Raw genomic sequence first — 21014 nt, 5'->3', positions numbered from 1 at the left:
CGCTCCGAAACGCCAGCACGTTCGAAACAAGGTCGCCGCCACCCTCGCCCCCGCCTGCCGAGGAGACTTCATGACCTACGCATACGACCCCGAGATCACCCCCTGGCTCGAGATGCTTCCGAACGGGCCGTTCGCGGATTTCCGTGAACGGCGCACCACGGGTGAGGCAGTCGTCCGCGACGGACTGCCGTCCTACGCGCCGGACATCGCGATCAGCACCATCGACGTCACCGTCCCCGGGCCCGAGGACGCACCCGACGTCATGGTCCGCGTCTACGCGCCCGCCGAGCACGACGGCCTGCTGCCCGGCCTGCTGTACCTCCACGGCGGCGGGTTCATCATGGGCAGCGTCGCGCAGTTCGACGGCCAGGCCACCCGCATCGCCGCCGAGGTCGGCACGGTCATGGTCTCCGTCGAGTACCGCCTCGCCCCGGAGAACCCCTTCCCCGCCGGGCTGGAGGACTGCTACGCGGCCCTGACGTGGACCGCGAAGTCGGCGAGCGAACTGGGCATCGACCCCGACCGGCTCGGCATCGCCGGGGAGAGCGCGGGGGGGGCGGCCTCGCCGCCGTGGTGACCCTCCTCGCGGGACCGCGGCGGACCCGCGCTCTGCTTCCAGTACCTGGGGGTCGCCGAACTCGACGACCGCATCCAGACGCCGTCGATGCGGGACTACGACGACGTCCCGCTGTGGAACAGCCTTGCCACCGAGGTCAGTTGGGACTGCTACCTCGGCGAGGGCCGTCGGGGCACCACCGACGTCTCCCCCTACGCCGCACCCGCCCGCGCCCAGGACCTGTCCGGGCTGCCGCCCGCATTCCTCACCGCCTGCCAGTACGACGCGCTCCGTGACGACGACATCGACTACGCCCAGCGCCTCGCCCACGCCGACGTCCCCACCGAACTCGCCCTCCACCGCCGAGCTTGATCCGGCGGGTGGCGGCCGCGGCGGCGTTGACCACGGAGGTGGGTGAGGACAGCGGCATCGCCCGCATGTGGTGCTCGCCGACCCCGAAGTAGTCGAGCCCCACCTCGTCGGCGAGCTTGATGGCCTCCAGTACGTCGCGGAGGGCCTGGGCGGTGGGACCTCGGCTGCCGTCGGGCAGGCGGGGGGTGTTGCCGAAGGAGTAGACGCCGAGTTCGAAGGTCATGGCCGGGTCCTGGCTTCAGTTGCTGATGGCGGGCATGGCCCGCCGCCGGCGATGACGCTCCCGACACGTGGCGCCGTCTCGTCGGTCACATGCTCCGCTCCTACGCCGCCCCCGGCGCACCGATTCCCGCGGTGCCCGAAGCCCCGGCACCCACCGCCCTCTTCCGCGCCATGGTCCGCCTCGCCCGAACCGGCCCGGGCTCCGCATAGGCCGACGGCCCCGCGCCTTCGCAGCGGACGTCCCTCGACCACGGTCGGCTGAACCGCGCCCGAGCTCCGTGGGCGGTGCGGCAGCAGCGCGGACTCGGAGTCCGATGCGGGTTGTCCCTCGCGGTGGGCTCATCAGGTCGGCCGCGCCGTGGTCGTCGCGATGGGAGATGCCGGAGCAACCGGTACCTGCCCGCGCAGGCAGCCCGCAGCCGAAAGGACGGCCTGCCCAGCTGCGACGGGAGTCCGGGTCAGGCGCCCGGGTGCAGTCCGAGCCAGCCCGGCGACGGGTCTCCCTTGACCTCTCCGAAGTAGAGAGCGAACGTCTGCTTCCAGCGCTCGACCGCGGCGCGGTCGGCCATGAAGCGGGGGAATCCGTCGAGGTTGCCGTTCGGGTACTGCCAGACGGGCTTCAGGCCCGCCGGCGGAACGATGTCCGTGCGGACCGACCAGCCGTTGGTGGCGGCCTGCTGTTCCCCGGTGGACAACCGCCAGTTGAGGTAGAGCTTGGCCGCGGTGGGGTTCTTGGCCTGCCTCAGGATCGCGGCCCGCTGCCCCCAGGACATGAACGGCGTCGCCCCGTCGGGAAGCACCCACTTGACGGGCCCGGAGGCCAGGGGTGCGCCGGAGCCGCCGACGCCGATGGCCTTCTGTCCACTGGTGACGGCCTCCCTGGGGGTGTAGCTGCCGCGGGCGAACTGCAGGTCCTGGGCGGCCAGTCGCGCCAGCCAGTCCCAGCCGTACTTCTGCACGTAGAGCGTGTAGAGGTAGAGGACCGCGTCGTCGTCGTGCGGATAGGAGGAGGCGATCCTTCCCTTCCACTTGGCGTCCACGAGGTCGAGCGGGCTCGTGGGCACGTCCGAACCGACCGCCGCCGGGCCGTACATGAAGCTGAAGGCGCTCACCTGCACGGCGACCCAGGCGCCGTGCGGATCCTTGAAGGGGGCGTACACCTTGGAGAATCCGGCCGGCTTGTACGCGAGCAGACGCCCCTGCTCGTTCCAGCGCACGAAGTCCTGGACGGTCTGCAGTTGGACGACGTCGGGCACGAGGGTGTCGGTGGCGAACTGGTTGTCCACCCGGACGTCGTGGTACTTGCTGTAGTCGACGACAACCGTCAGATCGATCCCGGGAAAACGGCTCTTGAAGCCGCTGCGCAGGCCGTCGGCCTGCGTCGAGATGTCACCGCCCGCGTATATCACGAGCTTTCCGCCCTCCGCGAGGGCGGCCTGGTAGAGCTCGTCGAGCGTGCGGGTCTCTTCGCCGCCCACCGGCTTCCGCGCGTTGGTGGACGCTGGGGCGGGAGAGGCTGCGGCGGCGGCCGTGCCCAAGCCGAGCGCGGCACCCGCGCCGGTGACGAGCAGACGGCGTCGGCTGGGGAGGCTGGTCATGTGCAGAAACCTTTCTGACGGGAAACAGAACTCGGGTGACAGCACTGGTGCGGCGGCGCCCGGTGCGACGCCATGCCGACAGCGCGAAGCGCGGCTCAGGACGGCCGCGAGCCGGTCATTGGAGACAGATGCGATGAGTAGCCGGAGAGGATGCGCACATGGTGCGCGGCCCGAGCCCCCCGCTCCCCCGGGGGCGGCCGACGGCAGCGCCGTGTTCCTCGGCGGACACACCAAGGGAACGGAAGGCCGGCGGGAGCAGCGTGGAAGCCGCGTGCCGTGGCATGCACCGCGACACGCGGCGGGATGGTGCAGCGGCCGACGGCGGGCCGCACCAATCGTGATGCCGACTCGTCCCGGCACGCATGCGGACGCGGAACTCAGAACATGGTGTTGTCGTTGGCGCTCTTCTCGGGGACTTCCTGGATGACGTCCCAGTGCTCGACGATCTTGCCGTCGGCGACGCGCCAGAAGTCGGCGACGGCCATGCCGCGGTCACCGGGCTGGAGGTGCAGGTTGCTGTGGGTGACCACGAGGTCCCCTTCGGCCATCGTGCGCTTGATGTCCAGGCGCAGGTCGGGGAACTGCCCGCGCAGCCAGTGGACGTAGCCGACGAAGGCCTGCGGGCCGTCCTGCGCCTCGGGGTTGTGCTGGGTGTAGGTGTCGCCGAGGTGCGCGGTGGCGGCCTGCTCGGGCTGGTAGTCGTTGAAGGCCTGCTCGTAGAAGGCGACGACAAGTGCCTTGTTGTCGGCTGCGGACATGCGCATCTCTCCTGCCGTGCGGTGATTCGGTCGGGGGGGGTTCAGCCGGTCATGGCGTCGCGGACGAGGGCGGTGTCGACGAACTGTTCGAAGCGGACGATGAGGCCGCCGCGGACGATGAAGTGGTGGGCGACGCGTACGTCGATGGGTTTGCCGGTGGCCTTGTTGGTCGCGGTGTAGCGGGCCAGGACGACGACGTTCTCGCCGTCGACGACGTAGGTGTCGTCGTGCGCGGCCCAGCCCTCCCAGTCCTTGCCGAGCTGTTCCATGACGTTGGAGGTCACGCCCTCGGGGGTGCGGTAGGTGCCGGCCAGGGGGAAACCGGCCATCTCCGTCCACTCCACGTCCGGGGCGAGGGTGGCCCGCAGGGCGTCCAGGTCACCCGCCGCGGAGGCCAGGTACTGCCGGCGTACGACGTCGGCGGGAGCGGCAGAGGTGGCGAATGCGGTGGAATCGCTCACGGTCAGCCCCACTTCATCTCGCCCTTGGCGACCTTCGCCCCGATCTGGGCGGCGATCAGCATGCCGTGGTCGGGGTAGCGGGCCACCAGCGCCTCGGTCAGCGCGGCGCCGTCGGCGGCCTTGCCCAGCTCTTCCTCGAAGGCGAGCAGGTAGTCGCGGGTGGCGGTGATGGCGGAGGCGTCGGCCGCGGTGTCGGGCAGCCGGTGGCCGGGCACGACCAACTGCGGGTCCAGGGCGGCCATCTCGTCGAGCAGGCCGATCCAGGCGGCGCGGTCGTCGGGGGTGGGGGTGTCGGCGACCCAGACGTGTTCCTGCTGGAAGAGCAGGACGCCGCCGAGCAGGGCGCGCTGCTCGGCCTGCCACAGGTAGTGGCGGTCGGGCAGGCCGGCCGGGCCGCCCCTGAGCTGGAAGGTGTGGCCTTCCAGGGTGAGGTCGCCGGTCAGCGGGGTCAGCTCGACCAGTCGGGTGGGCAGGTTGGGGCCGAGCGCCGCCCACGCCTTGAGCTTGCCCTCGTAGGAGTGGGCGATGTGGTCGATGACGATGGGGGTGGCGACGAAGACGGCCTCGGGGAAGGCGTCGGCGATCACCTCGGCGCCGAAGTAGAAGTCGGGGTCGGCGTGGCTGATGAAGACGGTGGTCAGCCGCTTGCCGGAGTCGAGGATCTCGGCGGCCAGGCGGTGGCCGTCGGCGCGGGTGAAGCCGGCGTCCACCAGCAGCGCCTCGGTCTCGCCGGTGACGAGGGTGGCGGTCTTGTTCTTGCTGCCGGCGGGGAAGTCCAGATCGAGGACCTTGAAGTCGAGCGTGCTCATATGTGGCTCCTGTCTGAGTGGGTCGGGGACGGGGAGGTTCAGGGACGGCGAAGGGATGCGAGCCGCTGGTCGATCTCTTCGGCCGTGGCATGGCCAAGGGCCACGGGGGTGACGGAGTCTCCGTCGACAGCCAGCAGGGTGGGAAAGCCGGTGACGCCCAGTTCAGCCGCGCGGCGGAAGTCGTCCGCCGCCCCAGATGACGCCTCGGGGCCTTCGAAAGCGGTGACCACCGCGTCCGCGTCCAGTCCGGCCGCCTCTGCGATCTCCCGGTAGGTGGCCGCTTCCGACAGGCTGCGCCCGTCGACGTAGAAGGCGTGCTGGAGGGCCGCGGCGAGTTCCGCCGCGCGCTCGGGCGCCGCGTGACGCAGGGACGCGACGCCACGGGCGGCGGCCTCGGAGTCCATCACGAACGAGCCGTCGGCGATCAGCTTCTCGTATGCCTCGCCGAACGTGGCACCGGTCTGCTCGGCGATGCTCGCGTTCGCGCCCTGGACGTAACCGAACTCGCGGATCGGCACTCTGCGCGGCCCGGTGAACAGGCCGCCGGAGACGACCTCGACCGGCAGCTCCGGGTGGCGGGCGACTACCTCGAGCAGGGTCGCGGAGAAACCGTGCGACCAGCCGCAGTAGGCGTCGAAGACGTAGATGAGCTTCATCGAAGACCTCGGCAGGGTGGCGTGCTCGCCTGATGCGAGCGGTTCACCTGATCGAACAATAGCTGACTCGTCAGATATTTTTCGGCTCGTGTGACCTGAGCCACACCGGGGCGGCCACGTCATCACATCAGCGTTGCCGCCGAACCGCAGATCAGGGCAGCCGGGGCAGCACATCCCGGGCCGCGTGGCTCAGGATGCGGAGGTCCTTCCAGAATCGCGCGCGGTCCGCTGCGGGGAGGGGCTGCGCGAAGTACCGCCGGAGGTTTTCCAGATGGACCCGCGACGCTCGTACGGCCGTCTCCTCACCCAGCGGCGTCAGGCGCACCAGCCGCCCGCGCCGGTCGTCGGGATCCTCCGCACCGCTCTGCTCCCGCTTGCGGCTGCCGCGGGCCGAGTTCGCCGCCCGGCACCGGGAGTCGCACACCACGCCGTTGTCCAGCTCCAGTCCGCTGTCCTGAAGCCACTGTGTCGCCGGTGTCGCGCCGATCGCGACGACCACCACGTCGGCCGGCAGCACCTCGTCCGTGGCGAGCCGCACGCCGGTGACCCGGCCGTCCTCGGAGGTGAGGCCGACGACACCCGTGCCGAGCCGGAGCTTGACGCCGCGCTCGGTGTGCGGGTCTGCCAGGACGCCGGAGACCAGCGGGCCGACCTGCAGAGCCATCGGCGCCGACAGGGGCCCGGTGAGCGTGACGTCGAGGCCCAGGCCCCGTGCGGTGGCCGCGGTCTCCGAGCCGAGCACGCCCTCGCCGACGACCACGAGCCGGGTGGCGGCGCGCAGGGCGGCGCGCAGGGCGAGCGAGTCGTCGAGGGTGCGCAGCACATGGACGCCGGTGAGGTGCTGCTGACCGGGCAGGAGCCGGGCGCGCACCCCCGTGGCGATGACGATCGCGTCCGCGCCCAGCTCCCGCCCGGATTCCGTGCGGACGGTCCGCTCGGCGGCGTTCAGTGCGACCGCCGGGTCGCCGAGGGCGAACTCGGCGTCGAGCGCCGACAGTGCGTCCTGTGCGCGCAGCGCGGCCCGGCTCCGCTCCCAGGCACCGGAGAGCACCTGCTTGGACAGGGGGCCGGTCGTACGGGGCACGCGGCTCGTCACCGAGCACCGTGATCCGGCCCTCGTAGCCCTTGCTGAACGGGGTTGTGTCGATGGTGAACCCGGGGTCGTCAGGAGTCCGTCAGGCGCAGGGTCCGGTCGGTGGCGGAGGCGTCGGCGAGCAGCCGTAGCGTGCCGCCGGAGCCCGTGGGGCGAGTGCGGGGACATCCAGCACCGTGGTGAGAACCGTGTCGCCGAGAATGTCCGCTACTTCCTTCCAGTCGGTGAGTGACATCGTGAGCGGTGGCAGGAGCTTCAGTACGTGGCCGAGCCCCGAGGTCTCGGCGAGGACGCCGGCGCGGAACAGCGCTTGCCGCACCCCGGCGGCGGTCGCGGCGTCGGTGAATCTGAGTCCGCTCATCGCTCCCTTGCCGACGGCTTCGGCGACCCCGGCCGGGAGGGCGTCGGTGATGCTCGCGAGGCTGATGCGGATCGCGGTGGCCAGTTCGGCGGCGTGGGCGGTGAAGTGCGGGTCCGTCCAGTGGTCGAGGGCCGCGGAGCCGGCCACGAAGGCGAGGTTGTGGCCGCGGAAGGTGCCGTTGTGTTCGCCGGGCGCCCACCGGTCGGTCTCGGGGCGGATCAGCAGGGCCGCCATCGGCAGGCCCATGCCGCTGAGGGACTTCGACAGGCACACGAGGTCGGGGCGGAGTTCGGGGGTGTCCTCGAAGCTGAAGAAGGTGCCGGTGCGTCCGCAGCCTGCCTGGATGTCGTCCACGATCACCAACGTGCCGGTGGCGTCGGCGAGTTCGCGGATCCGGGCCAGCCAGGGACGAGGTGCCGTGTGGAGTCCGCCCTCTCCCTGGACCGTCTCCAGGAGGATCGCGGCGGGCGGGCCCGTGCCGGTGTCCTGGTCGAGGGCCGCCTCCAGGGCGGCGACGGGGTCGGTACCGGACGGGCCCGCGGCGTCGCCGTACGGGAGGATCGTGACGCACTCGGCCGCCCTTCCCGCGCCCTGGTCACCAGCCCGTCGACGGTGCCCGAGGCGTTCGCGCGGATCGCGGCGGCGACACCGGACCGGACCGCCGTGACCGAGGGCGTCGCGGGCCTGACGTACCGCGAGCTCGACGAGCGGTCCACCCTGCCGGCGCACGGCCTGCGCCGGCGCGGTGTCAGGTCCGGCGGCCGGGTGGGGGTGTGCCTGGAGCGCACCGCCGAACTCGTCGTCACCCTGCTCGCCGTACTGAAGGCCGGCGCGACCTACGTGCCCGTCGACCCCGCCTACCCGGCGGAGCGCATCGCCCACACGGCGCGGGACGCGAGCCTGGGCCTGGTGATCACCCGGCTGCCCGAATTCCCGGACGTCGCCGGCTACCTGCCAGTGACGCCGGACGAACTGCTCGGTACGGCCACGGAACACGGCGAAGCCCCGGGGCCGCGGACCGCCGTCGCGCCGGACGCCGCCGCCTACGTCATCTACACCTCCGGCTCCACCGGTCGCCCCAAGGGCGTCGAGGTGCCGCACCGCAACGTGATCGCCCTGATCGACGCGACCCGCGACGAGTACGGGTTCGGGACCGACGACGTGTGGACCTGGTTCCACTCCAGCGCCTTCGACTTCTCCGTGTGGGAGATCTGGGGCTGTCTGCTGACCGGCGGACGGCTGGTCGTGGTGCCGTACTTCGTCTCCCGGGAACCCGACCGCTTCCGCGACCTCCTGGTGTCCGAGAACGTCACCGTGCTCAGCCAGACCCCGTCGGCCTTCGCGCAACTGCTGGACGTGGACCACACCGGGATCGCGGTCCGGCTGGTCGTCTTCGGCGGCGAACCACTCGACGCGCGCATGCTGCTGCCCTGGTTCGACCGACACCCCGAGTCGGTCTGCCGGCTGGTGAACATGTTCGGCATCACCGAGACGACGGTCCACGTGACCGAGCAGACCCTCACCCGGCGACTGGCACTCGCCGCCACCCGCTCCGTCGGGCGTGCGCTGCCCGGCTGGCACCTGTACGTGACGGACCCGGCCGGCCGGCTGCTGCCGCCCGGGGTGGCGGGCGAGATCTGCGTCGGCGGCGCCGGGGGCGGCTCGGCTACCTCGGCCAGGAAGAACTGACCGCCCGTCGATTCGTTCCCGACCCCGTCACCGGCGGAACCATGTACCGCAGCGGCGACCTGGGGCGCCTCCGCCCGGACGGCCGCCTCGAACACCTCGGGCGGATCGACAGCCAGGTCAAGATCCGCGGCTTCCGGATCGAGCTGGAGGAGATCCGCGCGATCCTGCTGGAGGACCCTGACGTGCGGACGGCGGCCGTAGTGGTCCGTCGCGACGACCCGGCCGACGCCGCCACCGCCCGGATCGACGCCTACGTGGTCCTCTCCTCCGGCGGCGACCCCGCCGCCGTCCGCAAACGAGCCGCGGGCATCCTGCCCGACTACATGCTCCCCGCCACGGTCACCGCCCTGGACACACTCCCGCTGACGGCCAACGGCAAACTCGACACGGCACGGCTCCCCACCCCGGCGCCCACCGCTCCGGCCCGGGACACCGCTCCGGTCTCCGTCGGTGACGACCTCACCGATCAGTGGCGGGACATCTGGACCGAGATGCTGGGCGTGCCGGTCGGCCTGGACGACGACTTCTTCGAACTGGGCGGGCGGCAACTCCCTGTTCGCCGTCCGCATCGGCGCCGCACTGCGCGCGCGTGGCCTGCCCTCGCTGCGGCTGCGGGAGCTGTACCGCCATCCGACCGTCCGCGAGACCGCCGTGAGCCTCGCGTCGTCGGTCAGCTGACGACACTGCCGCCGAGCACTGCCGGCTTAGCTGGGACGTCTATCGAAAGTGCCTGGTGAGGATGACGGAGAGCCATTTGTGATCCAAAATGATTGAATGGTCACGCTTGAGACTCCTCGTTTGATCCTGCGTCGCTGGCGCGAGGAAGACGTCGCGCCCATGGCTGCCGTCAATGCCGACCCCGAGGTCATGCGGTGGATCCGTGACGGCAGCGTCCGTGACGAACAGCAGACTCGCAGCGGGGTCCAGGCATGGGAGAACGAGTGGGAGTCACAGGGCTTCGGCCTGTTCGCCGTGGAGCTCCGGTCCACTGGCGAGTTGGCCGGGTTCACCGGCCTCTCGGTGCCCGACTTCTTGCCGGAGGTACTGCCGGCGGTTGAGGTCGGCTGGCGGCTGGGACGTTTCCACTGGGGCCAGGGCTTGGCAACCGAAGCCGCTGCGGCCGCTGTCCGGTTCGGGTTCGAAGAGCGAGGGTTGGAGCGGATCGTCAGCATCGCTCAAGTGGGCAACGACGCCTCCGAACGGATCATGACCAAACTGGGGATGCGTCTGGTCCGTGAGACCGTCAATCCCACCTGCGGTCGGCGAGTACGGGTGTTCGAGTTGTCCTCGGACCAGTACGCCACCACCACTCGTTGAAGGCGACAACGAGGACAGTGGCCTCGTAGCAAACCACGAGTTCGTCGTGCCTGATGACCACGGCTCGATGGCTCCGTGCGGACCTTCCCCTGTGACGGCCGAGGCGCCTGCCATGATCGTCACCATGGACATACACATCGCGACGGCCGGGGTGCCCGACTTCCATCAGGTCCTGACTGATCACCCCCGTTACTGGGGCGAACGCGACCTTCGGTCGCTACACCTTCTCGCACTGGTGCAGGAGTTCGGCTCCACCTGCCTGGTCGCCCGAGCCGAGGACGGAATCCGTGGGTACATCTTCGGGTTCGTGACCCCAGACGGCACCGGGTACGTGCATCTGATCGCCACACGGGACGACGCCCGTGGCACCGGCCTCGGGCGTCGTCTGTACACGGCGTTCGCCGAAGCAGCGGAACGTCACGGTGCACGGCGGTTGAAGGCGATCACGTCAGTCGAGAACGCCGGCTCAATCGCCTTTCACCGCAGTCTCGGCTTCAACACGAAGATCGTCGATGACTACAACGGCCCCGGCCGGGCCATGGCCGTCTTCCACCGGGATCTGCCGCTCAACGTCTCGTAACCCTGACCAACCAGCCGTCACTGGTCATCGCTGCCCAGGCCGTTAGTTGCCGGGGTGATCGGGGCTCTGGGCTCATGGGGCGGACGAGGCCTTGTCAGAGGCTGAGTGCACACTGACGCCATGAACGCGTTGTCGTCCGATGCCGCCGGTTCAGCCGAGTACACCCGCACCTGGGTGGAGTCGATGGGCGGGCCGCTTGTGGTCGTGCCCCTTTCCGCGCTGGCTGAATGGGGTGGTTGCACCGAATCGGGGATGCTCGTCGGCGGCACGGACACTCCGGACGACTATGACCGGGCCTGCGAGGTGGAGGGACTGGCCGAGGCGGTCGCCATGAGAGGCGAGGGGGCCGAGGCTCTGATTCTGGGAGACGAGCCTGCCACCACCTGCTACCTCCCGGAGCACCGTGCCTTCTTGCGATGGCTTGCGGCCTCGTCCGAAGCCGAGTTGGTCGCCGTGGCCGAGCGCGTCCTCACGAGCCCCGCTATCGCCTGGGAGGACTGCGGCACCTGGACGACGAATGGCCCCGCGGTGCTCATGGACTCGGTGAGTGCCGGCGCCGATCTGGACGTCGAGTACCCAGGAGGCGGGCTGCCCGATTCAGCATCCGTTCCCTTGCCCGCCGGCACCTGGAAGGTCCGCGCCGTTCATACCGAGGCCGACGAGCACACGTGGGTCGGCCTGGTCCAGCTCCTGCATACCGAACCATGAGACCAGCTCGGTTTTGCCCTCAAGGACCGTGCCAGTTCCTGGCGACATTCCTGGAGGTTGGCCTGCATCCCGGAGAAACGGGACCAGGCCGCCAATCGGAAGACGAAGGGCTTGCGAAGGGGGACGCCCCGTCGGCCACGACGCCGAGTTCTGCAAGGAGAGGAACACCGTCGAGCGCCTGATCAACAAGCTCAGGCGAGGGCGGCGGCCAGCAGGGCGAAGGCGGCGATGATGACGGTGACGCGGACGTAGTGGAAGCGGTCCCAGCGGTTCATCTGCTCCTTCCAGTCCTCGGGCCGGTTCTCGGGGGTCCACGTCTTGCCCCGGTTGTTGATCGGGACGAGCAGCAGAATCGACATGATCACGCTGAGGGCCAGCAGCGCGCCGGCGGTGACGACGAGGCCGGTGCCGTGGTGGTGCCATCCGGCGATGGCCCAGACCGCGACGAGGAGGAGCGAGGTGATGTACCAGACCGGCATCACGGCGCCGAGCATCCGGCCTCCGTGGGCGCGGCCGAGTTGGCCACTGTCTTCGGGGAGTGCGTTGAGGATCCGGTTGATGAGGAAGGCGACGGAGAACTCCACCCCCACCATCACGCCGACGACCACGGTGGTGAACACCTCGAGTGCGTTGAGCATGATGCCCCTCCTGAAATCTAGTGTCGCTAGCCGACGAGGCAACGCTAGCGCTGCTGCCGCTCGCCTGTCTAGCGATGCTAGGATCGAGTCATGTCGGTACAGGAACGCAAGCAGCGCGAACGGGCGGAGCGCGAACGCCTCATCGTGGCAACGGCCCGCGAACTCGCCGAGCAGCAGGGCTGGGACGCGGTCACCACCCGCCGGCTCGCCGAGCGCATCGAATACAGCCAGCCCGTCCTCTACAGCCACTTCCGCGGCAAGCGGGAGATCATCGGCGCCGTCGCCCTCGAAGGCGCCACCGAGATGGCCGCGGCGCTGCGGGCCGCGACCTCCGCCGCAGACGGCCCCCGCACGCGGGTCACCGCCCTCGCCCGCACCTACCTCGACTTCGCCGCACGCAACCCGGCGGTCTACGACGCCCTGTTCCAGCTCGACGGCGGCCTGGCCTTCGCGAACGAGGACACCCCACAACCTCTGAAGGACGCCTTCGCCGCCCTGCTGGAGAGCCTGGAAGAGGTCGCCGGGGACGGCGTCCACCCGGGGCTGTTCACCGAGGTGTTCTGGGCGTCCCTGCACGGGCTGGCCACCCTGACTCGAGCGGGACGGCTGCCGCCGGAGGACATCGAGCCGAGGGTGGAGCTGCTGGTGGACCGGCTCGCCGTGGTCTGACACACATCGCGTGTATCGCCTTCCGGTCAGCCAGGGTCGTTGCCCCAGAGCGACGTGTCGTCGCTCCTGAGGCTGGCCACCCCGCCGTAGGTGCCGCCGTCGGCAGTCACCAGCGGTGCGGAGAGCCGGTCCTCCAGCAAACCGTCGCGAACCTTGACGATCGTGCTGTCGTGGTCGGTCCTGCCGGGCTTGAACGTCTTGCCCTCGATCGCCGCCTTCAGGTAGTAGAGGGCGTACTTGGCGTAGAGGTCGGCGGGCTGGGAGACCGTGGCGTCGATCTTGCCCTCGGCGATGCCCCTGAGCTCCCTGGGAGTGCCGTCATTGGAGACCACGAACACGTGCTTTTTGTCCTTTGGGCCGACCAGCAGACCCTGTCGCTTGAGCACCTGCAGGGTGCCGGAGTACGCGAAGCTGGCCTGCATGTAGACGCCCTTGATGTCAGGGTGGGCGGTGAGATCCGCCTGCAGCTTCTGCGCCGCGACCGCCCCGTCCCAGTTCGTCGCCTCACCGAAGACCTTGATCTTGGGATAGTTCTCCTTCATGCACTCGTTGAACCCCTCGGTGCGGTCCCTGCTATTGATCGAGGCAAGGTCGCCCTGGAGCATGACGACCTTGCCCTCGCCGCCGAGCTTGGTGCCGAGGAACCGGCAGGCTTTCTCTCCGTACGCGCGATTGTCGGCACGCACCACCATGTAGACGTCGCCGGTGTCGGGACGGGTGTCCAGGGTGACCACGGGGATCTTCTGCGCGGCCAGCTGCTGCAGGATGGGCGGAATCGCGGCGGTGTTCTGCGGGGCCATCGCGACGCCCTTCACCCCGCGGATGATGAGAATCTGTGTGTTGGTGGCGAGTTCGCCGACATCGTTGTGCGAGTTGGTGGTCTCCAGTTCCAGGCCCAACTCCTTGGCGAACTGTGGGGTGTATTTGATGTACGACTGCCAGAAGTCGGTGTCGGAACGCGGGTAGTCGACGCCCACCACCAGGGCACCGTCCGAGTTGGCACCGGAGTCGCCGCAGGCGCTGAGCGCGGTGACGGCGAGGGCGGTGACGACGCCCAGCCAGGAATATCTGAGCCATGTGGCTTTCACGGCTGGTTCTCCTTTCGGACGGTTTCACGCGTGGGCAGCTCCCTAGTCCGTGCGTGCCGCCGTCGACGGCGAGATCGGTGCCGGTGGTGGAACCGGAGGACGGGCTCGCGAGGCACGCGATGGCGGCGACCTCGTCGGCGGCGACCGGTCGGCCCATCGGCTGGCGTGCGTCGATGGCTGCGCGTCCGGCCTCCTCACACGACGCCAAAGACGTTGGCTTGGAAGACCTGGCGCCTTTCGTCGTCGATGTGGTCCTCGACCGCGACGGTACGCTGAGCGCCGATCCCGGCGTTGTCGACGAGGATGTCGATGCCGCTGAGCCGCCCCCTTGGCCGGCGCCCGTGCGGTCACGTCGTCGGCCACGTCGTCCGGTACGCCGACCAGAGGTGCGGGCACGTCGTCGGGCCTGAGGCCGAGGTAGGTGACACGGGCTCCGCGGGTGGCGAGCAGCCGCGCCACGGCCAGTCCGATCCCGGATGCGCCACCGGTCGCGACTGCCGTCAGCCCGGCGAACTCCGACGCATTCATGCGATCGCCTCCGTTTCCCACACTAGGCCAGCGGCCGGATCCCGGTTCTCCACGTCACCGTCCCGCTGGGGCCCCATGCCGGCGGAGGTGCCGGTGAAGGCCCGCCCGACGGTCATCGCCGGATTGGCAAACGACGTACTCGGGTGAACCAGTAGGCGGCGCCGCTGTAGGAGGCGACCGTGGCCGGGGTGAAGCGCGCGCTCGGTGCGGGCCGTGCCAACGATCAGCAGGATCCGGCGGACGGTGGCCAGGGCCTCCCCCAGCCACAGGCGCGAGGCGTACCCCTCAACGATCTGCCGCCCGGTCCACCGTGTCCGGCCACCGCACCCGCTCACATGATCCGCCGGTGCCCAGCCGCAGGCCTTCGTCACAGCGCACGTCAGCTGGAGTCCCGCCGCAGGGGCAGGCCACGGCCGACCAGCGGACCGCCCAGCCGCATCTGGTCTTCCAGGCGCCGGGCGAGCCGGTCGGCGAGGATGCGCGGTGCATCGGTCCGGCCGATGGAACCGCTCACCCTGGCCAGTTCAGTGCGGGTGACGGCTTCCACCAGGCGGCGGGCGGCGGAACGCTCCAGGAGTGCCCACACCAGCGAACCGGGGGCAAGATCGCCCGCAGGTCCAATGGCGGCAGGGGCGCCCTCCCCGCTGCTGCCTGCCCTGCCCCGCATCGTCCATGCCCCGCACCCTCACGCCGGCCACCGGCCCGCACCCGGCGTTCTTCCTGCTCATCGACGCGGACCTGGTGCTGTTCCCTGCGCAGCGGGCCGTCCGTGCCGCCTTCCAGCGGCGGCTGGACAGCGGCTTTACCGCCAACGGCCTGGCCCGCGCTCACGTGCGCACCCCGGCTCGCGATCAGCAGCCGCGCCTCAGGCTCGCCCAAAAACGAACACCACCTCACAATCACCCTCTCGGGACGAAGCCAGTCAGGGACTGACCGCGCAGTCATGCCCGTGTCGAGACAGTCTGCAAGCTCATCTTCGTAATCGTCAATCACTCACCGTCATTCCACGCACCAGACGTGACATGAGTCTTGACTCCGGCATGGTTGCCGCCACAGACTCCGCCTGACCGCGCGGTCATACGAGACTTCCTATGACCGCGCGGTCATACGGAGCCGTCCGGTCGCGAGTCGATGGCCGAGTGCCGGTCCCGCCGCCGCGGAAGAGGAGAGGTTATGCACAGAGGAAGGTCGGCGAAGGTGCTGGGAACCTTCGCCGCAGCATCTGCGATGCTGGCGATACCCCTGGCCAGTGCCCAGGCGTACAACCCGACGGGCGGGGTCATGTACCAGCTCGGGAACGAAGCGTGCCTGAAGGGCCGGGGCAACTGCGCGATCTATGTCAAGTCGGCGCAGCTGTCGAGCGGACGTCTCGTCGCGTCGTTCGAGAAGGCCACGGTCGTGCCGGAGACGGGAAGCGCCGACGGGGAGACACTGCCGGTCTACAAGAGCGACGACTACGGAACGTCGTGGCAGCCGCTGTCCGAGGTCAAGGCTCCGGCGTATCTCTCCGACGACCCCAAGTACGCGAAGTACACGAGCAACTGGGGGGCTCCGTACCTCTACACGCTTCCGCAGGACGTCGGCAACCTGAAGAAGGGCACGCTGCTCCTCGCGAGCGTCGTGACGGGCGACGACCACTACTACCTCGAGCACAAAGCGGCCGACCCGAACTGGACGCCGTCCAACGACGGAGACCGCAGTGACCTGGCGATCGCCCTGTTCTCCAGCACCGACGAAGGCGTGACGTGGGACGTCCTCAACGTCATCGCGACGGGCGGCTGGCAGGGCGGCAGCGCCGGCGCGATCGGCAGGAACGTCGCCGCCGCGAACACGTACAAGCAGGTGGACCCCCTGTGGGAGCCGTACCTGATGGTCCACGAGGGCCGGCTCGTCTGCTACTACTCCGACGAGAACGACTACATCGGCTTCGACCCGGTCACCGGGGTTCCGACGCTGGACCCCGCGAACGACACCGCCCCGGATTCCCACGGGCAGATCCTCGCCCACAAGACCTGGGACGGTGCCAGCCCGCAGTGGAGCGACCCCGTCGTCGACGTGGCGGGTCTGACCCAGGACATGGGAGGCGGCAAGACGGAGATCGGCGGCGGCCGGCCGGGCATGACGAACGTCGTCCCGACCTCGGACGGCAAGTGGCTCCTCACCTTCGAGTACTGGGGCGGCGGAACCAACACCAGGTACGTGCTCGCCGACGACCCACTGAAGTTCTACCGCGGCTCCCCCATTGGCACGGGGGTCACCTCACTGCCGGTCGACGCAGGTTCCCGTCCTCTCGCGACGAACGGCAGCCCGGTCATCATCAGGCTTCCCGACGGACGCCTCGCCTACAACGCCGCCAGCAGCGGCAACGTCTGGATCAACGAGAGCGGACGCAGCGACGGCGTGTGGAAGGAGTACCAGACGACCTCGCGGGCCGGCTACACCCGCAACCTGCAGTACGTCGAGGGCACCGGCCGCATCTCGATCCTCAACCACCAGGACACATCGACGCTCCGCTATGCCGAGGTCGACTTCGGCCGTTCCGAGGGGGCCTACTACCAGCTCGTGAACCGCAAGACCGGCCAGGTGATCGGTACCGGGAACAAGACCAACGACGCGAACATCGGCAACCGGGACGTCCCCGACGTCCGCCTGGAGGACGCCGGCTCGGCAGCGAACAAGGACACGCAGTACTGGCACCTGGTCACCAAGGCCGACGGTGCCCTGACGCTGCTGAACAAGTCCGGTGGCCGTGCCGCCGGCATCTGGACGGCGAATCCGACGGTCGGCCAGCGGATAGGCCAGTGGGCCGACGACACGCCGGCGGGTCTGTGGAACCTCGTCAAGACCGCTGACGGGTACTACAAGTTCCAGGCAGCCAAGAACACCAACGTGTACTTGACCGGTGCGTCCAACGGGGCGCCGCTCACCCTGCAGAACGCGGTCGGGGACGGCTCGCAGGAGTGGCAGCTCGTCCAGCAGGCTCCGGTCTCCGCGGACCTGACGAAGGACAGGCGGTCCAAGCGTCTGATCGCGGGCAGCGTCGGGAAGAAGGGCACGGTGTCGCTGAACGCCGCCGCGTCGGATCCTGCGGGCACGGCCCTGCACGCGAACAAGACGGGCCATGTCTACGCGTTCGCGGCCGACGGGAAGGTCACGGACCTCGGTCCCGTCCCCTTCGACGAGGCACAGAAGGGCAGCGTGACACTTCCGAAGACCCTCGCGGCCGGGCAGGTGAAGATCGCCGTGGTGTTCGACGACACACCGTTGACGTGGGACACGGCCAGAATCCGGGCCACTGCCACCGAACGTTGATCTGAAGTCTGCAGGGCCAGGGCTGAGGCGCCTACTTGTCGGACCTCAGCCCTGGCCCTTGACCGGACCACTGGGCGGACCACGGCATCGCCGAGATCACCGTCTCCGAGAGGCGACCGTCGGTGTTGCCAGGGAGCTTGAGGAGGCAGGGCTGATCGAGACCTCGGAGCGGCCGGCTCTTTCGTGTCCGCGGCCGACGAGAAGGGACGCGAACGGGCACGCCGCGCGCCGCCGAGTACGCCGCCGTCATCGGCAGCGTCGGCATCGACACCAACGAGGCCATCCGCATCGTCCAAGCGGTACTGACCAACGGCACCACAGGATCGCCCGCGTCATGACCGGCCACCTCGCGCCTGCCGGACGGCGACCTGTCAAAATCCGGGCAGGATCCCGGATACAGCGAGCTGGAACTGGCGCACGAGGTGATGGCCCTGCCCGGCGACGCCGGCCTGACCGTGTGCGCGTACCGCGCCGGCCCCGGCACCGCGTCCGAGGGCGGCCTCGTAGGGTTGAGTCGTGATGGGCGTAGCGCCCATGCTGGGGGAGGTCGCCATGTTGTTCGGGTCGCGGACCGGATTCGGTTTGGAGTTCCACGTCGAGGACGACCCGGGACTGCTGTGCGTCGACGTCTTCGTCGGCGGGCTCCATGTGAACACGTGGGACAACGCGTTCTACCCGCCACTACTGGTCAAGAAGCTCAAAGACGAGCTCAGTCGCTTTCGCACGCCGACTGCGCCGCCGGCGGGGTTCACCTCGCCGTCTGAGTCCTTTTGCATTGCCGAGAGCTGGATGTACGACGACGCCGGTACCGGGACCGCGCCTGGGGCCGAGGCGGCACTCGCACAGTGTGTGTTTCTTGAGTGGGGGGAGTGCACCGACGAGGTGACAGCGTTCGCGTTCCCTGATGGGGACCGGGTGCACCTCGCCTGCCGGGTACGCGATGAAGGCGGTGTCGCCTGGGGCACCGAGGCCAGGCGTGAGCCGACGGTGGTGTCGGTGAGCCGGACGGTGCTCGTCGAAACGCTGGAGCACGGCCTCGTCATCGCCGAACGCGAGTGGTCTGCCCGGCTCGCCGCCGTCAAGGCCCGTGACACCCGCGACGGCGGGGACATGTCCAGCGTGCGTTCTTCCTAGGCGGTGTTCCTGGTTCAGATCAAGGCATGAGGTCCGACTCGAAGAGGTTGCTGTTGGCGGTGACGCGTGCACATGGAGAAATTGGGGTGCCGGGTCCGGGCTCGCATCCCTACCCTCGGCCCCATGCGCCACGAATCCGCCCTGCTGAACGTCATCGATGTGGAAGCCACCTGCTGGGACGGACAGCCGCCGCCTGGCTCCGTGAACGAGATCATCGAGATCGGTCTCACCGTCGTGGACGTGGCGGCACGGCGCCGTGTATCCCGGCACCGTGTCTTGGTCCGACCCACCCGGTCGACGGTGAGCGACTTCTGCACCGAACTGACCGGACTGACTCAAGCCGAGGTGGAACGGGGCGTCACCTTCGCCGAGGCCTGCCGGATCCTCGTCGAGGAGTACGAGGCTGGGGAGCGCCCCTGGGCGAGCTGGGGCGAGTACGACCGTCGGCAGTTCGCTCGGCAGAGTCAGGCCGACGGGGTGGCCTACCCGTTCGGCTATCCAACGGAGCGCACCCACACCAACGCCAAGGTTGTATTCGCCGCGGCCTACGGGCTGCGCAAGAAACCCGGCATGGCCCACGCCCTGCAGATCGCCGGACTGCCGCTCGAGGGACGCCATCACCGTGGCGAGGACGACGCGTGGAACATCGCCGCACTCGTCCTCGATCTCTTGGGCCGTGGGGCATGGCCAGTCACGACCACAGTCGTCTAGAGAGTGCTCCGTTGAATCCAAGTGGGAGGTCGGGTTACCGGGCCACTCGACCAAGCTGGTGGAACGCCTGCGTGGCGCGTGCAGAACTCACCGAGGATGACCGTGATCAGGATGGGGCTACGGCCTGGCGGCGGCAGTGCCTTGCTTGAGAGCGGCCCTGGTGGCAGTGTCCGTTCCCGTGCTTGTTGTGGCAGCCAAGGCTTCGGGCTTCCGGGGCTGTGAGTCCGGCGGGGTGGAGGAGCGACGTCGACATGACAGAGTCGGTTCCCAGGTCGGCGGCGGCCACGTCCGCTGATGTGGCGCGAGCTCGGGCCGAGATTGCGCTGCACCTTCCAGCTCCGCTGGTGGCGTTGTGGAAGGTGACGGACGGCTTGATGACTGATGCTGGTGTGACCGTGTACTCAGCCGGGTGCATCGGCGAACGCAACACCACCTACGAAGTCGCGCGGTACGCACCGGGTTTCCTTCTCGTCGGCGACAACAGTGGCGGCCGCGGGTTCCTCCTGCGTGCCGACGGTCCGGGCTCCGCCGTGTTCTCATCAGACCTGGGCGACCTGGGTCATGAAGACTTCGAAGTCGAGTCCGTCGACTTCGCGTCCTGGATCGAAGCGCTCTGTCCTGACCTTTTCTGCTAAGTGAGCGTTTGGCTCTCGGTTGTCTGTTTCATTTTGCTTAGGTGTCGCGCCAGTTGGGGGTGGCTTCGTGGGTGAGGCGGCGGGTCATGAGGTTGATGGCGGCCAGTTGGATCATGGCGGCTGATCGGTGGGGGTGGGTTTCGTAGTCGCGGGCGAGGCGGCGGTGGTGCATGAGCCAGCCGAGGGTGCGTTCGATGACCCAGCGGCGGGGCTGGACGTGGAAGCCGCGGGCGGTGGGGTCGCGTTGGACGATTTCGAGGTCGATGCCGAGGTGGGCTGCGTGTTCGACGGCTTTCGTCTTGTAGCCGTTGTCGGCCCAGGCTTTGGTGATGGTGGGGTGGCGTGCGGCGATGTCGGTGAGGAGCTGGGTGCCGGCGGCGGAGTCGTGGACGCTGGCGGCGGTGACGGCGACGGCCAGGAGGAGGCCGAGTGTGTCGGTGACGATGTGCCGTTTGCGTCCGATGATTTTCTTGGCCGGGTCGACGCCTTGGCTGGTCAGGTGGACGGTGGCGGAGGTTTTGATGCTCTGGCTGTCGATCAGGCAGGCGCTGGGTTCGCTTGAGCGGCCTTCGGCCTGGCGGACTTTGCCGCGTAAGAGGCCGGTGAGCTGGTCGAAGATACCGTCGGCTTCCCAGTGGGCGAAGTAGCCGTAGACGGTCTGGTGGGGCGGGAAGTCGTGGGGCAGGTAGCGCCAGGGGATGCCGGTGCGGTCGACGTAGAGGATGGCGTTCATCAGGGCGCGCAGGTCGTGGGTGGGTTTGCGGATGCCGTTGCGGGCCTGACGCCAGGCTTCGAGGGTGGGCCGGATGAGTTCCCACCGGGCGTCGGACAGGTCGCTGGGGTAGGGCCGTGGGGGCTGCATGATGCTTGCGTATGCGGTGGCAGCTGGTCTGAGCAGGGCGTGTGCGGGGGTGTCGGGTGCATCGGGGCGTGCGTTTTCAATCCCGCGTGAACCGGTAGCTTTCTAAACCAGACAGGAGCTCTCGTAAGGAAACCGGCGCATTGCGGCTTTGCTGATTGCCGCAGAAGCGACTTTCCCGACGGATCGCTTGGTTGGGCGCTCGGCCTGGCCCCTGAAATTCGCCATGAACTATCCGACAAGCGAACCAAACGCTCACT

19 protein-coding genes and 7 pseudogenes are annotated in these 21014 nt (G+C 69.1%); 12 read left to right on the top strand and 14 right to left on the bottom strand.

Annotation, left to right across the window (positions count from 1 at the left end; genetic code table 11):
- Positions 1 to 70 precede the first annotated feature (70 nt).
- A pseudogene (locus ACPT94_RS40905) lies at positions 71 to 928 on the top strand (alpha/beta hydrolase).
- Here ACPT94_RS40905 and ACPT94_RS40900 read toward each other — a convergent pair.
- The 8 genes and pseudogenes from ACPT94_RS40900 to ACPT94_RS40865 form a co-directional block, all read right to left on the bottom strand.
- Positions 822 to 1151 (bottom strand): LLM class flavin-dependent oxidoreductase, encoded by a 330-nt coding sequence (locus ACPT94_RS40900; RefSeq protein ID WP_360349626.1) that lies wholly within the window; start codon positions 1149 to 1151, stop codon positions 822 to 824. The pseudogene ACPT94_RS40905 and the gene ACPT94_RS40900 sit on opposite strands and share 107 nt — an antisense overlap.
- A gap of 457 nt (positions 1152 to 1608) precedes the next feature.
- Positions 1609 to 2748, bottom strand: coding sequence for an ABC transporter substrate-binding protein (locus tag ACPT94_RS40895; protein ID WP_360349623.1), 1140 nt, complete (start codon positions 2746 to 2748; stop codon positions 1609 to 1611).
- A gap of 377 nt (positions 2749 to 3125) precedes the next feature.
- Complete coding sequence (locus ACPT94_RS40890) at positions 3126 to 3506, bottom strand: nuclear transport factor 2 family protein (protein ID WP_360349620.1); 381 nt, start codon at positions 3504 to 3506, stop codon at positions 3126 to 3128.
- Positions 3507 to 3547: 41 nt separating this feature from the next.
- Complete coding sequence (locus tag ACPT94_RS40885; protein WP_425248065.1) at positions 3548 to 3967, bottom strand: nuclear transport factor 2 family protein; 420 nt, start codon at positions 3965 to 3967, stop codon at positions 3548 to 3550.
- Positions 3968 to 3969: 2 nt separating this feature from the next.
- A complete protein-coding gene (locus ACPT94_RS40880) occupies positions 3970 to 4776 on the bottom strand; it encodes an MBL fold metallo-hydrolase (protein ID WP_360349614.1) in 807 nt (268 codons plus the stop codon).
- Positions 4777 to 4814: 38 nt separating this feature from the next.
- The gene (locus ACPT94_RS40875; RefSeq protein ID WP_425248064.1) at positions 4815 to 5432 is read right to left on the bottom strand and encodes a DsbA family protein; all 618 of its coding nucleotides are present in this window, start codon (positions 5430 to 5432) and stop codon (positions 4815 to 4817) included.
- Between the two features lie 397 nt (positions 5433 to 5829).
- Positions 5830 to 6580, bottom strand: a pseudogene (locus ACPT94_RS40870) (NAD(P)/FAD-dependent oxidoreductase); the annotation flags it as partial.
- Positions 6581 to 6607: 27 nt separating this feature from the next.
- Positions 6608 to 7615: an aminotransferase class III-fold pyridoxal phosphate-dependent enzyme gene (locus ACPT94_RS40865; protein ID WP_425248063.1), complete on the bottom strand. Its 1008-nt coding sequence runs from the start codon at positions 7613 to 7615 to the stop codon at positions 6608 to 6610.
- Between ACPT94_RS40865 and ACPT94_RS40860 the strand changes: the two are divergent.
- The 5 genes and pseudogenes from ACPT94_RS40860 to ACPT94_RS40840 form a co-directional block, all read left to right on the top strand.
- A pseudogene (locus ACPT94_RS40860) lies at positions 7520 to 9253 on the top strand (non-ribosomal peptide synthetase). The gene ACPT94_RS40865 and the pseudogene ACPT94_RS40860 overlap by 96 nt on opposite strands.
- Positions 9254 to 9349: 96 nt before the next feature.
- Positions 9350 to 9892 (top strand): GNAT family N-acetyltransferase, encoded by a 543-nt coding sequence (locus ACPT94_RS40855; RefSeq protein WP_360349608.1) that lies wholly within the window; start codon positions 9350 to 9352, stop codon positions 9890 to 9892.
- Between the two features lie 112 nt (positions 9893 to 10004).
- The gene (locus tag ACPT94_RS40850; protein ID WP_360349605.1) at positions 10005 to 10472 is read left to right on the top strand and encodes a GNAT family N-acetyltransferase; all 468 of its coding nucleotides are present in this window, start codon (positions 10005 to 10007) and stop codon (positions 10470 to 10472) included.
- Positions 10473 to 10592: 120 nt separating this feature from the next.
- Positions 10593 to 11180: an Imm21 family immunity protein gene (locus ACPT94_RS40845; RefSeq protein WP_425248062.1), complete on the top strand. Its 588-nt coding sequence runs from the start codon at positions 10593 to 10595 to the stop codon at positions 11178 to 11180.
- 60 nt (positions 11181 to 11240) lie between these two features.
- Positions 11241 to 11400, top strand: a pseudogene (locus ACPT94_RS40840) (IS5/IS1182 family transposase); the annotation flags it as partial.
- Here ACPT94_RS40840 and ACPT94_RS40835 read toward each other — a convergent pair.
- A complete protein-coding gene (locus ACPT94_RS40835) occupies positions 11372 to 11818 on the bottom strand; it encodes an anthrone oxygenase family protein (RefSeq protein WP_425248061.1) in 447 nt (148 codons plus the stop codon). The pseudogene ACPT94_RS40840 and the gene ACPT94_RS40835 overlap by 29 nt on opposite strands.
- Before the next feature lie 90 nt (positions 11819 to 11908).
- Here ACPT94_RS40835 and ACPT94_RS40830 point away from each other — a divergent pair, with 90 nt between their 5' ends.
- Positions 11909 to 12487 carry a TetR/AcrR family transcriptional regulator gene (locus ACPT94_RS40830; RefSeq protein ID WP_360349596.1) on the top strand — a complete coding sequence of 193 codons (579 nt, stop codon included), beginning with the start codon at positions 11909 to 11911 and terminating at the stop codon, positions 12485 to 12487.
- 26 nt (positions 12488 to 12513) lie between these two features.
- Here ACPT94_RS40830 and ACPT94_RS40825 read toward each other — a convergent pair whose 3' ends face one another.
- From ACPT94_RS40825 to ACPT94_RS40810, 4 genes and pseudogenes are all read right to left on the bottom strand, one after another.
- Entirely contained in the window at positions 12514 to 13575 is a 1062-nt protein-coding gene (locus tag ACPT94_RS40825) for a sugar ABC transporter substrate-binding protein (protein ID WP_425248060.1), read from the bottom strand.
- 22 nt (positions 13576 to 13597) lie between these two features.
- A pseudogene (locus ACPT94_RS40820) lies at positions 13598 to 14103 on the bottom strand (SDR family oxidoreductase); the annotation flags it as partial.
- Between the two features lie 68 nt (positions 14104 to 14171).
- Positions 14172 to 14381 (bottom strand): annotated as a pseudogene (locus ACPT94_RS40815) (aquaporin family protein); the annotation flags it as partial.
- A gap of 101 nt (positions 14382 to 14482) precedes the next feature.
- A complete protein-coding gene (locus ACPT94_RS40810) occupies positions 14483 to 14689 on the bottom strand; it encodes a hypothetical protein (protein ID WP_425248059.1) in 207 nt (68 codons plus the stop codon).
- Positions 14690 to 14775: 86 nt separating this feature from the next.
- On the opposite strand from ACPT94_RS40810, the gene ACPT94_RS40805 reads away from it, so the two are divergent.
- From ACPT94_RS40805 to ACPT94_RS40785, 5 genes and pseudogenes are all read left to right on the top strand, one after another.
- A complete protein-coding gene (locus ACPT94_RS40805; protein ID WP_425248058.1) occupies positions 14776 to 15036 on the top strand; it encodes a hypothetical protein in 261 nt (86 codons plus the stop codon).
- Positions 15037 to 15330: 294 nt separating this feature from the next.
- A pseudogene (locus ACPT94_RS40800) lies at positions 15331 to 17079 on the top strand (RICIN domain-containing protein); the annotation flags it as partial.
- An 855-nt stretch (positions 17080 to 17934) separates the two neighbouring features.
- Positions 17935 to 18549, top strand: coding sequence for a hypothetical protein (locus tag ACPT94_RS40795; protein ID WP_425248067.1), 615 nt, complete (start codon positions 17935 to 17937; stop codon positions 18547 to 18549).
- A gap of 123 nt (positions 18550 to 18672) precedes the next feature.
- On the top strand, positions 18673 to 19260 hold the full coding sequence (locus tag ACPT94_RS40790) for a 3'-5' exonuclease (RefSeq protein ID WP_360349585.1): 588 nt from the start codon (positions 18673 to 18675) through the stop codon (positions 19258 to 19260).
- Positions 19261 to 19511: 251 nt separating this feature from the next.
- Entirely contained in the window at positions 19512 to 19895 is a 384-nt protein-coding gene (locus ACPT94_RS40785; protein ID WP_425248057.1) for an SMI1/KNR4 family protein, read from the top strand.
- 37 nt (positions 19896 to 19932) lie between these two features.
- Here the strand turns inward: ACPT94_RS40785 and ACPT94_RS40780 are convergent, their stop codons facing one another.
- Positions 19933 to 20757, bottom strand: coding sequence for an IS5 family transposase (locus tag ACPT94_RS40780; protein ID WP_425246310.1), 825 nt, complete (start codon positions 20755 to 20757; stop codon positions 19933 to 19935).
- Positions 20758 to 21014: the final 257 nt, after the last annotated feature.

The organism is Streptomyces aurantiaciflavus (assembly GCF_049808595.1).
Taxonomy (GTDB): domain Bacteria; phylum Actinomycetota; class Actinomycetes; order Streptomycetales; family Streptomycetaceae; genus Streptomyces.
This window is presented reverse-complemented; position numbering and strand designations above follow the sequence as displayed.